General features: G+C 65.7%; 14 protein-coding genes. 9 read left to right on the plus strand and 5 right to left on the minus strand.

Annotated elements, in window-relative coordinates; translation table 11 throughout:
* Nucleotides 1-25 precede the first annotated feature (25 nt).
* The 4 genes from hemW to rph are packed head-to-tail and all read right to left on the minus strand — an operon-like array spanning nucleotide 26 to nucleotide 2936.
* Entirely contained in the window at nucleotides 26-1192 is a 1167-nt protein-coding gene (gene hemW / locus IHE49_RS11385; protein WP_192157931.1) for a radical SAM family heme chaperone HemW, read from the minus strand.
* Entirely contained in the window at nucleotides 1189-1788 is a 600-nt protein-coding gene (rdgB, locus tag IHE49_RS11390; protein ID WP_192157933.1) for an RdgB/HAM1 family non-canonical purine NTP pyrophosphatase, read from the minus strand. Before rdgB ends, hemW begins: the two co-directional genes overlap by 4 nt.
* Nucleotides 1785-2174: a VOC family protein gene (locus IHE49_RS11395; RefSeq protein WP_192157935.1), complete on the minus strand. Its 390-nt coding sequence runs from the start codon at nucleotides 2172-2174 to the stop codon at nucleotides 1785-1787. Before IHE49_RS11395 ends, rdgB begins: the two co-directional genes overlap by 4 nt.
* A 21-nt stretch (nucleotides 2175-2195) precedes the next feature.
* Entirely contained in the window at nucleotides 2196-2936 is a 741-nt protein-coding gene (rph, locus tag IHE49_RS11400; protein ID WP_192157937.1) for a ribonuclease PH, read from the minus strand.
* Nucleotides 2937-3006: 70 nt separating this feature from the next.
* Here rph and IHE49_RS11405 point away from each other — a divergent pair, with 70 nt between their 5' ends.
* The 8 genes from IHE49_RS11405 (at nucleotide 3007) to IHE49_RS11440 (ending at nucleotide 10467) form a co-directional block, all read left to right on the plus strand.
* Nucleotides 3007-3867 (plus strand): YicC/YloC family endoribonuclease, encoded by an 861-nt coding sequence (locus IHE49_RS11405; RefSeq protein WP_192157939.1) that lies wholly within the window; start codon nucleotides 3007-3009, stop codon nucleotides 3865-3867.
* Nucleotides 3868-4165: 298 nt separating this feature from the next.
* Entirely contained in the window at nucleotides 4166-5851 is a 1686-nt protein-coding gene (locus IHE49_RS11410; protein ID WP_192157941.1) for a hypothetical protein, read from the plus strand.
* A gap of 247 nt (nucleotides 5852-6098) precedes the next feature.
* A complete protein-coding gene (gene gmk / locus IHE49_RS11415) occupies nucleotides 6099-6737 on the plus strand; it encodes a guanylate kinase (RefSeq protein WP_192157943.1) in 639 nt (212 codons plus the stop codon).
* Nucleotides 6738-6807: 70 nt separating this feature from the next.
* On the plus strand, nucleotides 6808-7635 hold the full coding sequence (locus tag IHE49_RS11420; RefSeq protein WP_192157944.1) for an ATP-binding cassette domain-containing protein: 828 nt from the start codon (nucleotides 6808-6810) through the stop codon (nucleotides 7633-7635).
* Nucleotides 7632-8405 (plus strand): lipid asymmetry maintenance ABC transporter permease subunit MlaE, encoded by a 774-nt coding sequence (gene mlaE, locus IHE49_RS11425; protein WP_192157946.1) that lies wholly within the window; start codon nucleotides 7632-7634, stop codon nucleotides 8403-8405. The genes IHE49_RS11420 and mlaE overlap by 4 nt, the downstream gene beginning before the upstream one ends.
* Before the next feature lie 180 nt (nucleotides 8406-8585).
* On the plus strand, nucleotides 8586-9455 hold the full coding sequence (gene mlaD, locus IHE49_RS11430; protein WP_192157948.1) for an outer membrane lipid asymmetry maintenance protein MlaD: 870 nt from the start codon (nucleotides 8586-8588) through the stop codon (nucleotides 9453-9455).
* A 33-nt stretch (nucleotides 9456-9488) separates the two neighbouring features.
* A complete protein-coding gene (locus IHE49_RS11435) occupies nucleotides 9489-10175 on the plus strand; it encodes an ABC transporter substrate-binding protein (protein ID WP_192157950.1) in 687 nt (228 codons plus the stop codon).
* Nucleotides 10165-10467, plus strand: a complete 303-nt coding sequence (locus IHE49_RS11440; RefSeq protein ID WP_192157952.1) for an STAS domain-containing protein — start codon at nucleotides 10165-10167, stop codon at nucleotides 10465-10467. Before IHE49_RS11435 ends, IHE49_RS11440 begins: the two co-directional genes overlap by 11 nt.
* Before the next feature lie 72 nt (nucleotides 10468-10539).
* Here the strand turns inward: IHE49_RS11440 and IHE49_RS11445 are convergent, their stop codons facing one another.
* Entirely contained in the window at nucleotides 10540-11397 is an 858-nt protein-coding gene (locus IHE49_RS11445) for a VacJ family lipoprotein (protein ID WP_192157954.1), read from the minus strand.
* A 213-nt stretch (nucleotides 11398-11610) separates the two neighbouring features.
* Here IHE49_RS11445 and rpoZ point away from each other — a divergent pair, with 213 nt between their 5' ends.
* On the plus strand, nucleotides 11611-11898 hold the full coding sequence (rpoZ, locus tag IHE49_RS11450; protein WP_192105389.1) for a DNA-directed RNA polymerase subunit omega: 288 nt from the start codon (nucleotides 11611-11613) through the stop codon (nucleotides 11896-11898).
* The last annotated feature ends 125 nt before the right edge of the window (nucleotides 11899-12023 follow it).

Consider the following 12023-nt stretch of genomic DNA (forward strand, 5'->3'; position numbering starts at 1 on the left):
GCGGGTTGCCGCGGGGCCGCTACGGTCAGGGAAGGAAGCTTGCGATCACATCGTTGAGGAAACGCTGGCCCAACGCCGTGGTGCGCAGGTGCCGGGTATCGTGAGTCAGCCAGCCGCGCCGGCGGCCCTCGGTCAGCGGGGCGGCGATGCGCTCCAGCGGCAGGCCGGTGCGCGCGGCGAAATCCGCCACGGGCACCCCGTCGATCAGGCGCAGCGCGTTGAGCATGTACTCGAACGGCAGCTCGTCGGCGGCCACTATGCCGTCGCCACCGATGCGTGCCGGGCCGCCCGCAGCATCCATGTACGCACGCGGATGGCGGGTCTTCCAGCGGCGGTACACCGTGCCTGCTGCGGCGTCGCTGAGCTTGCCGTGCGCGCCGGCGCCGATGCCGAAGTAGTCACCAAACTGCCAGTAATTGAGGTTGTGCGTGCAGCGCCGGCCCGGTTGCGCGTAGGCGGAGATCTCGTACTGCCCGTAGCCGGCTTGCGCGAGGCGTGCCTCGCAGGCTTCCTGCATCGCCCAAGCGTGGTCGTCGTCGGGCAGCGGCGGCGGGTTGGCGGCGAAGGCGGTGTTCGGCTCCAGGGTGAGCTGGTAGTGCGAGATGTGCGTGGGCGAAAGCGCCACTGCGCGCTCCACGTCGGCCAGCGCGCCGTCCAGTGTCTGCGTGGGCAGCGCGTACATCAGGTCGAGGTTGAGGTTGCTGTACCCGGCGTCTTGCGCCGACTTCACCGCGGCTTCGGCTTCGGCGGCGGAATGGATGCGGCCCAGGCGCTTCAGCTTGTCGTCGTCGAAGCTCTGGATGCCGAAGGAGAGCCGGTTGACGCCTGCCTTGAGATAGCCGTCGAAACGGCCGTGCTCCACCGTGCCCGGATTGGTTTCCAGCGTGACTTCGCAATCGGTCGCGAACGGCAGCCGCTCACGCGCGCCATCGAGAAAGCGGGCGATCAGCTCCGGCGCAAACAGGCTGGGCGTGCCGCCGCCGAAGAACACGCTGACGATCCCGCGGTCGTGGACGGCCGCATCGAAGTCGCGCAGGTCAGCATCGAGATCGGCCAGCAGCAGGTCGACATAGGCGGCATAGGGTGGCGGTTCGCCGCGCAGGCCGTGCGAGTTGAAGTCGCAGTACGGGCACTTCTTCACGCACCAGGGCATGTGCACGTACAGCGAAAGCGGTGGTGCGGCGAGGCTCATTGCCAGTGCTGTTCGCGCAGCCGTTCGCGCAGCAGGACCAGCGCCTGGCCGCGGTGGCTGAGCCGGTTCTTCAGTGCGTCGTCCATCTCGGCCACGCTCTGCGTGTAGCCGTCCGGCAGGAACACCGGGTTGTAGCCGAAGCCGCCGCTGCCGCGCCCCTCGGCGAGGATGCGGCCATACCAGCGGCCTTCGGCGATCAGCGGGGCAGGATCCTCGGCGTGGCGCAGCAGTACCAGCACGCCGATGAAGAAGGCGCCGCGCTGCTTGTCCGGCACGCCTTCCAGGGCGTGCAGCAGTTTGGCGTTGTTGGCCACGGCATCGCCGTGGCCGCCGCTGTAGCGCGCCGAATACAGGCCGGGTTCGCCGCCGAGATGGTCCACGCACAGGCCGGAGTCGTCGGCCAGCGCGGGCAGGCCAGTGGCGCGTGCGGCATGGCGTGCCTTGATCAGCGCGTTTTCGACGAAGGTGAGGCCGGTTTCCTCGGCATCGTCCACGCCGAGGCTGGCCTGCGTCACGACCTCGAATCCGCTGTCGGCGAGCAGGGCGCCGAATTCCTTGAGCTTGCCGGGATTGCTGCTGGCGAGTACGAGTTTCATGGCTTGAGCTGCAACAGGTCCCAACGATTGCCGTAGATATCCTCGAAGACGGCAACAGTGCCGTAGTCCTCGTGGCGCGGAGCTTCGGCAAAACGCACGCCGCGCGATTTCATCGCGGCGAAGTCATGCTCGAAGTTGTCAGTGTGGAGGAAGAACCCCACGCGTCCGCCGGTCTGGTTGCCGATGCGCGTGGCTTGAAGGTCGGTCGTCGCCTTCGCCAGCAGGATGCTGGTTGCGGCTCCGGGCGGCGCCACCAGCACCCAGCGCTTGCCGTTTTCGCGCGGCGAATCCTCGCGCAGCTCGAAGCCGAGCACCCGGGTGTAGTACGCGACCGCTTCGTCGTAGTCCGCCACCACGAGCGCGAAACTGGCGATGTATTGAGTCATGCGTGCGGGCCGTGCGAGCGCTCAGAGCGCCAGCGCGGCGCGTTGCGCGGCGACCAGTTCGGCTATGCCCTTTTCGGCCAGCGCCAGCAGGGCATCCATTTCGTCGCGGCGGAAGGCATGTCCTTCGGCGGTGCCCTGCACCTCGATGAAGCCGCCGCCGTCGTTCATCACCACATTCATGTCGGTATCGCAGTCGGAATCCTCGGCGTAATCGAGGTCGAGCACGGGCACGCCCTTGTAGATGCCAACCGACACGGCGGCCACGGCGCCTACGATGGGGTTGCGCTTGAGGTTCTCGCGCTGCACCAGGTCGTTCACTGCGTCGACCAGGGCCACGTAGGCGCCGGTGATCGCGGCGGTGCGCGTGCCGCCGTCGGCCTGCAGCACGTCGCAGTCCAGCGTGATCACGCGCTCCCCCAAGGCCTGGCGGTTTACGCAGGCACGCAGGCTGCGGCCGATCAGGCGCTGGATCTCCAGCGTGCGCCCGCCCTGCTTGCCGCGCGCTGCCTCGCGGTCGCTGCGGGTGTGGGTGGCGCGCGGCAGCATGCCGTATTCGGCGGTGACCCAACCCTCGCCCTTGCCGCGCAGGAAGCCGGGCACCTTGTTCTCCACGCTGGCGGTGCACAGCACGCGGGTGTCGCCGAAGCTCACCAGCACCGAGCCTTCGGCGTGACGGGTGTAGTGGCGCTCGATGGTGACGGCGCGCAACTGGTCGCTGGCGCGACCGCTGGGGCGGCTGCCTGCAGGGGATGGCTGGTTCATGGGGGCGATTGGGCAAGGCTGGGTGGGAAAGTTTACCATTGCGGCCTTTCCCGCCGTCCGCAGGCCACCAATGATCCGCAGCATGACCGCCTACGCTTCCGCCGAATCCGGCGGCTCCTCTGGCGCGTTGAGCTGCGAGCTGCGCACGGTCAACCACCGTTACCTGGAACTCTCGCCGCGCCTACCGGACGAGTTGCGCAGCCTTGAATCCGCGTTGCGCGAACGCATCGCGGCGAAGCTCTCGCGCGGCAAGGTCGACGTGACAGTGCGCAGCCGCAGCGATTCGCGTAGCGAATCGCTGCAGGTCAACAATACCCTGCTGAATCAGCTCTCCGAATTGAACCTCGACCTGGTCTCACGCTTCCCAGGCATGCAGGTGCAGTTCACCGAATTGCTGCGTTTCCCGGGTGTTCTGCAGCAAGATTCCACTGATCCTGAGACCCAGCAGGCCGCATTGTTCGAGGTACTCGACCGCGCGCTGGATGTGTTGACCGCCACCCGCGAGCGCGAAGGCGCCAAGCTGGCGCAGATCCTGCGCGAGCGGCTGGACGCGATCGAGCGCATCGTGGCCCAAGCGCGCGAGTGGATGCCGGAAATCCGCGCTGCATTGCGCGCCCGGCTGGAGGCGCGGCTGGCCGATCTCAAGCAACCCGCCGATCCCGGCCGGCTGGAGCAGGAACTGGTGTTGCAGATCACCCGCAGCGACGTGGACGAGGAACTCGACCGCCTCGCCACGCACATCGCCGAGACGCGCCGTGTGCTGGGCCTGCAGGAACCGGTTGGGCGCCGTCTCGACTTCCTGATGCAGGAATTCAACCGCGAGGCGAACACGCTGGGCTCCAAGTCGGTGGATGCGCGCAGCACCAATGCCGCGGTGGAGCTAAAGGTGCTGATCGAGCAGATGCGCGAGCAGGTGCAGAACATCGAATAGCGTCCGATGCCGTGTAACGGCATCTGATTTTCCTCATTAGAAAATCGAACCCGCAAGAGAGCACGCCCTGCGCGCTTTCGGAATCGACGGGTTCACCGCACATGCGCCGCAGCCGCATCGCAGTTTCGCTCTCGGTTCGAGATCGCTGAAAGCGGTATGCGCGCGTGCTTTGGGCATGGCGTCGGCCCCAGCCTGCGCTAAGCAAACGCAAAGCGTTTCGTCAAAGACCCTTCATCAATCGCGAATAACGTGATCCGGCACGCCTATCTCGGGCGACGCACGAACTCACGGAGGCTCTATGACTTACCCCCTGTATCACCGTCTTGACCGGCGGCGCATCGGCGTGGCTCTGATGTTGGCTTTGTTGGGTGGTGCTGCAGTCGCGCACGCAGACGATGACTGGCATTCTCGCGATTTCCATTTCTGGCCGGGCAATCTGGTCGTCAGCCGCAGCGTGTATGACAACAAGGCCGGCAATGTCCAGGTCGGCATGATCCTGCCGGTGAATTGTGCGAATACGACGGGTGGCTGCGGCGCCGCGAGCGGCGCGCCGTACGACGGCATCTACCCGTACGTATGGAACAACGATATCTACGACGGCAGTTTCGGCATCACGGCACGCATCTATCTGGATCAACTGACGACGGACGGCCGTCTGGTCAATTCCTTGCAGGTACCGAACAGCTTGTTGCCGGCCGCGCTCGAAGGCGAGCTGGTGACCAGCTTCAGTTCGAAGTCGGAACTGGGGTTGCACCTGTCGCAGGATCGCAAGTACCTGAGCTTCATGGGCTATGTCGCACCCGTGAACGCGCTGGACGTTTCCAACTCGAACACTCCGGGCGCAGTCGATCCGACCAACCCGGACGGCCAGAATTTCTATCGCGCAGCTGCCACGGTCGATCGTGCGGGCCACTTCCATTTCACCGAAACCAACGCCTACAGCGGCAACAACGGCCGCGCCGCGATCCTGCTCGGTCGCCATGGTGCGGACTATTTCTTCACGGTCGGCAATGCCGGCAACGGCAGCAATCCACAACCGAGTGGCGTCGTGCTTGGCGCGGGCGCGCAATTCATTCCGCGCTCGTGGTTGCCGGAGATCAGCCAGCATCCAGGGGCCAGCACGCCGCTGGGCAGCTTCTCGGTCACCGCGCTGGGCCTGAAGGCCGACAAGATCGGCAAAGACGACAACTTCCGCGGCGTCACCGTGCACGACAACGTGGTGTATGTCACCAAGGGCAGCGGCGGCAACGGCGTGAACACGGTGTACTTCATCGACACCACTGGCACGGCCTGCCCGAACGGCGTGGGTGTGCCGGTCGCGGGCGCACCGCTGCCCAGCGCGCCGCTGGCCTACAACCCGGTCACGTTGCAGAGCGATGGCCTGCCCACCAACATGTGCATACTCGCCGGCTTCCCGACCACGCCCGCGAAGACTGCGAAGACCCTGACCTATCCGTTCGCGTTGTGGTTCGCCGACGACCATACGGTGTACGTGGCCGACGAGGGCGACGGCTATACCGGCGGCACGGATCTGTATGCGCACGCAGCCGCGCAAACCACCGCGGGCCTGCAGAAGTGGGTGTACAACAGCGCGAGCAAGAGCTGGTCCCTCGCCTATACCCTGCAGGGCGGCCTGCAACTGGGTCAGGCCTATACGGTGAGCGGCTACCCCACCGGCAGCAATGCCGCGACCGGCCTGCCATGGGCACCGGCCACCGATGGCCTGCGCAACCTGGTGGGGCAGCTCGACCGCGACGGCCGAGTGACGATCTGGGCGACGACCTCCACGATCAGCGGCAACGGCGATATCGGGGCCGACCCGAACCGCCTGGTCGCGATCCGCGACGTGCTGAAGAACACCAGTGCCGCCACGGCCGCCAAGGAGAGTTTCGTGACCTTGCGTGACGCAGGCTTTGCCGAGGTGCTGCGTGGCGTGTCGTTCACGCCGGATGAGGACGGCAGTGGGCGGGACAATCAGCGTTAAGCCAGGTTCGAACTTTCAGGGCTCGACGGAAATGCCGGCGCTCCTGCGTCGGCATTTTCGCTGGTCGCGCGTACAGCAAAGCCATGGCGCTTGCCGGGTAGGTGTGCCGAGAGCGTGCTCGCATCTATACTTTTTCGATGTGCGTCCATTCTTGCCCATCCTCGTTGCCGCTTTGCGCCGACTCCCTCCCGAAGCGGGAGCCATGCGCCACGACCACGCGTGCAAATCCGCCATGTAGGGGTGGGGAGTGAGCTACGGCCCGCCAGACCTTGCACGGCAAGGCACCTTGTTCGTGGTCGCCGCGCCATCGGGCGCCGGCAAGTCCACCCTGGTCAACGCCTTGCTAGAGCGCGAGCCGGCCATCTCCCTGTCGATCTCGCACACCACGCGGCCGCCGCGGCCGGGCGAGCTGTACGGACGCCATTACTATTTCACCGAGCGCGCGGAGTTCGAGCGCGAGATCGCCGAAGGCATCTTTCTCGAACACGCCGAGGTTCACGGCAACCTGTACGGCACTTCGCGCGACAGGGTGGATGCGCTGTTGGAACAGGGTCGCGACGTGCTGTTGGAAATCGACTGGCAGGGCGCTGCACAGATCCGCAAAAGCAAGCCTGACTGCGTGAGCGTGTTCATCCTGCCGCCGTCGCGTGCGGAACTCGAACGCCGTTTGCGCGGTCGAGGTTCGGACGCGCCGGAAGTGATCGAGCGTCGCCTCGCCAATTCGCGCGGCGAGATCGCCCATGCCCACGAGTTCGACTACATCATCGTCAACGATCGCTTCGAGGATGCGCTGGATGAATTGCAGGCCATCGTGCGAGCGGTGCGCCTGCGTGGTGCGCCGCAATGCCGACGGCACGAGGCTTTGATCGCCGAGCTGCTGGCCTGAACGCCACACCGCCGCCCGGGGCGCCTCCCGGCTTGGCGCCCTTCCGCCGCTCCGCTACCGTAGTCCACTTATGAATGCTGCCGCCTCTCCCGACGACACGCTGATCCGCATCCGCGGCCTCACCACGGTGCTGAACGGCAAGAAGGTCTTCGACGCGCTGGACATGGACATCCCTCGTGGCAGGGTCACCGCGATCATGGGGCCCAGCGGCACCGGCAAGACCACCCTGCTCAAGCACATCACCGGGCAGATGCATGGCGACGCCGGGCAGATCCTGGTGGACGGCCGGAACGTGCCGGATCTCAGTCGCGAGGCGCTGTACGCGTTGCGCGAGAAGATCGGCTATCTGTTCCAGAACTCGGCCCTGCTCACCGACTTCGACGTGTTCGAAAACGTGGCTTTCCCGTTGCGCCAGCACACCAAGTTGCCGGAGGTGCTGATCCGCAACCTGGTGCTGACCAAGCTGCAGGCGGTGGGCCTGCGCGGGGCCGCGCAGCTGATGCCCAGCGAGCTTTCCGGCGGCATGGCGCGGCGCGTGGCGCTGGCGCGGGCGATCGTGTTCGACCCGATGCTGATCCTCTACGACGAGCCATTCGTGGGCCTCGACCCGATCGCGCTGAACCAGGTGCTGAAACTGATCCGCACGCTCAACGAGACGTTGGGCATCACCAGCGTGCTGGTGGCGCACGAGCTGGAGGCGATCAAGCAGGTGGCTGATCACATCTTTCTCATCGCCAACGGCAAGGTGGTGGCGCAGGGCGATCCCAGGACCATCGCCGACGACGGCTCGCCGTGGACGCGGCAGTTCTTCGGTGGCGACGCGGACGGCCCAGTGCCGTTCCAGTACCCGGCCGGCGATTACGCCGAGGCGTTGGGCTTCCCGCGGAGCGGCGCATGAACGCACGTATCGAACGCGACAACGTGGTGACGCAGGCGCTTGGCCAGATCGGCAATTGCGGGGTGTTCCTGCTGCAGATTCTCGCGGCGATCCCACGCAGCCTGCGCTATGGGCGCGAGACGGTGCGCCAGCTGTGGTTCGTGGGGGCGATGAGCCTCACCATCATCATGACCTGCGGTCTGTTCGTGGGCATGGTGCTGGAGCTGCAGCTCTACCATGTGCTGTCGATGTTCGGCAGCACGTCGATGAGCGGCACGGTGGTGGCCATCGCGACCTACCGCGAATTGGGGCCGGTGGTCACCGCGCTGCTGTTCGCCGGGCGCGCCGGCACCGCGATCACCGCCGAGATCGGCCTGATGCGCGCGACCGATCAGATCTCCGCGATGGAACTGATGGCGGTCGATCCGCTGGCCTACGTGGCTGCGCCGCGCTTCCTCGCCGGACTGGTCGCGATGCCGCTGCTGTGCTGCGTATTCTGCGCGCTGGCGGTGTTCGGCGGCCACCTGGTGGGCGTGTCATGGCTGGGCATCGACAACGGCACGTTCTGGTCGAACATGACCGCCACCGTGGATGTGTGGCAGGACATCGTCAGCGGCGTGATCTGGAAAAGCCTCGCCTTCGGCGCGGTGGTGGCGCTGATCGCGGTCTATCAGGGCTATACCGCGCCGCCTACCAGCGAGGGCGTGGCCTACGCCACGACCCGCACCGTGGTCGCCTCGTCCATCGCCATCCTGGCGCTGGATTTCGTGCTGACAGCCTTCCTGATGTGATGCCATGACGACGCACGTAAGCATTGCGGTGCCCGCGGCACATGGATGTGCCGCCCGCGATCAAGCGCGCGAGTGCCTGATCGGCGGAGCCAAGCCCGGACATGCGCCGGGCTTGGCGACGCGAAAAGCCGCCAGGAAGGCGGCTTTTCGAGATTCCAAAAAACCTTCGAGGATGTCGCCGTGAGCCAGAGAAAATCCTACGCCGTCGGCACCGGCCTGTTCATCGTGCTCGGCTTCGCCGCGCTGGCCTATCTCGCCACCCAGACCAGTTCGGTGGCGAACCGCCAGCAGGGCGCCAGCTACACGGTGGATGCGCAGTTCGAGAACATCGGCCAGTTGAAGGAGCGTGCCCCAGTGAAGATCGCCGGCGTGCGCGTGGGCCAGGTACAGTCGATCGGGCTGGAGCCGGGCAAGTCGGTGGCCGATGTGAAGCTGGCGATCGACAAGCGCTATGCCGACATTCCCGCCGATTCGGTGGCCACGATCTTCACCAGCGGCCTGCTCGGCGACCAGTACGTGGGCATCGAGTACGGCCACTCCAAGGATCGTGTCGCCGATGGCAGCAAGCTGGCGCTAACCCGTTCCAGTGAGCCGCTGGAGGAGATGCTCGGCAAGTTCTTCGGCGCCGGCGGCGCGGCCGACAACATCGGCGGCAGCTACAGGGTGACCGCGCGCTTCAGCAACGTGGGTTCGCTGTCGGCGGGCTCCCCGGTGAAGATGGCGGGCGTGCCGATCGGCCAGGTGGTGTCGGTGCAGGCCGAGCCGGCCAAACTCGATGCGCTGGTGACGCTGGCCATCGACAATCGCTACAACCAGATCCCAGACGACTCCGCCGCCGCGGTGTTCACCAGCGGTTTGATCGGCAGTCAGTACGTTGCGATCCAGCCCGGCGGCTCGCCGGACATGCTGAAGAACGGCGACGAGATGATCCTCACGCAGTCGGCGATGCAACTGGAAGACCTGATCGGCAAGTTCCTGGTCAACGGCTCCGGTAGCAGCGACGGCAAGCAGGGCGCCAACCCGCCAACGCCCCCCGCCGGCAAGCACTGAACCGGCAGCGCAACTAAATAAAGGAGTTTCCGCATGATGCGTCATCTGGCACTCGCCGTCGCCGTCGCTCTTGGCAGCGCATTCGTCGCACCGGTTTTCGCCCAGCAGGCCGCCCAGCAGCCCGCCGCCCAGCAGACCCCGACCCAGGTGGTGCAGGGCATTGCCCAGCAGCTCGATACCGCCGTGGCCGGCCACAAGGCCGAGCTGAAGCAGAACCGGGAGAAGCTGATCGGCGTCATCAACAGCGTGTTCCTGCCGCACTTCGACGTCGACTACGCGGCGATCCTGGTGCTTGGCCAGCACGCACGCGAGGCCACGCCTGAGCAGCGCTCGCAGTTCTCCAAGGCGTTCTACAACTCGATCACCCGCCGCTATGCGGAAGGCTTGCTCGACTACACCTCGGGCGCGGTGAAGGTGTTGCCTACTGCCGCCGGCGACGACCTCAACGACAAGCGCAGCGTAGTGCGCACCCAGGTGGCCACCGGCGACGGCAAGACGGTCTCGGTGGATTTCGCGTTCCGCAAGACCGCCAGCGGCGAGTGGAAAGCCTACGACGTGTCGATCGAAGGCATCTCCTACATCACCAACTACCGCAACCAGGTCGATGCGGAGATTCGCAAGGTCGGCCTCGACCAGCTCATCAAGAATCTGCAGACCCAGGGCGACCAGGCGCTGAAGTCGATGGAACAGCAGGCTGGTGGCAAGCCCAATGGTGGCTGACGACGCGTTCACGCTGAGTCGCAGCACGCCCGCTACCTTGGCGGTGTCGGGGGTCCTGGGCTTCGCCACTGCGGCGTCGGCTTTGCTCGACTTGAACGAAGCGTTGCGCGCGGGTGATCGTTCGCAGATCGACCTTGCTGGCGTGCGCGCTTCCGACAGCGCGGGCTTGGCCTGCGTGTTGGCCGTGCTGGCCGAGGCGCGTGGGCGAGGCCAGGCAGTGAGCCTGCTGCACGTGCCTGAGGGTATGCGCACACTGGCGCAGGTCAGTGGTGTGGAGGTCTTGCTGACCTGAGCGGATTCCGGCAGCGCATACACAAAACGGGGCCAATCGGCCCCGTTTTGCGTATGCGTGAAGTGGCGTGCCTCAGTTCTTCGAGGGTGCTGGCGCCTGCGCTGGCGCAGGTTGCGAGGAGCCATGCTGCTTCTCCCATTGCTTCTGCTGCTCCAGCAATTCGTCGGGATCGAAGCCCTGCTGGTCGACGCCCTGCAGCTTGTCGACGACCGCGGCCGGCGGGTTGCCGTCGTAGAGCAGGTACAACCGGCGCTGGCGGTAGGCGTCGCGCATGAATGCGTACGGATCGTAGGCCGTCTGCAGGAAGCCTTCCGCATCGATCAATTGCGCGCGCATCGACACCACGTACAGCACCTGCGGCAGGTAGTACTCGCCGAAATTGAAGCCGTGATTTTTCGCGATCAGGCTCAGCGGATCGAAGAAATAGCCGTCCACCGGATAGCGCCACATGTCGCGCAGCGTGCTCGGACCGAGCAGGGGCAGCATCACGAAATCGCCGTCGGGCATGCCCCAACGCGCGAGGGTGATGCCGAAGTCGGTGGTCTGCAGCGGCAGGCCCAGCTTGGAAGCGGGGTCGAACAAGCCGCCCACGCCCACGGTGAGGTTGATGAAGAAGCGCCCGGTGTTGCCCAGCGCCTGCGAGGGGCGTGCCTGCAGCAAGTCGTTGGCCACCGTGACCGGCAGTTCGATATTGGTGAAGAAGTTGTCCACCGATCGTCGCACGCCCGGCGTGGTCACCTTGCGATAACCCACGGCAGCGGGGCGCAGCACGGCCTTGTCCAGCGTGTCGTTGAATGCGTAGACCTTGCGATTGACCTTCTGCAAGGGATCGTCGGTGCGCGGTGGCGCGATCGCGCAGCCAGCTAGCAGCGCCACGGCGAGAAGGATCAGGCCGCGGTGCAGTGAAAGGAGTCGAGGTAGCGGAAGCATGGGCATGCGATCAGTCGCGGCCGGGGTGGGGAAGTGGCTGGTAGCGCTCGGGGGCAATAGTGTACCGACTGGTTTTATATCCTGCACGCGTTTCGTTCCGCTTTCGCATCGCGGTGGCGAAGCGTCCTCGTCATGCGCTGCTTGCGTTGCCAGCCCAGGGCGGGCTGCACTAAACTGCATTCTGTATAAGTCTCTATTCCCTAAGGATTTGGCATGGCACGCATTACCGTGGAAGACTGCCTCGAGGTGGTCGACAACCGATTCGAACTGGTGCTGATGGCGACCAAGCGCGCCCGCCAGCTCGCCAAGGGTGCCGAACCGGCGGTCAACCCGAACAACGACAAGCCGTCCGTGCTCGCGTTGCGCGAAATCGCTGGCCGTCGCATCGACCAGGCCACGATCGATGAGATCGACAAGGCCGAGCGCGAGCGCGCCGAGCGCGAGGCGCTGGAGTGGGCCGCCGCCGAGGTGGACGACGACCTCAAAGGTGGTGATGATTGATGGAGTGCAGCTGTAGACCGTGCATGCATCGCATCGGGGCAGCCGATGCGTACGCACGCGGGGCCGGTTGCGCTCCCTTGTATTGCGGTGCCGCTCCCCCGGCGCGGTGCCCCTGGCGAGTCCAG

The organism is Rhodanobacter sp. 7MK24 (genome assembly GCF_014842995.1).
Classification (GTDB): Bacteria; Pseudomonadota; Gammaproteobacteria; order Xanthomonadales; family Rhodanobacteraceae; genus Rhodanobacter_A.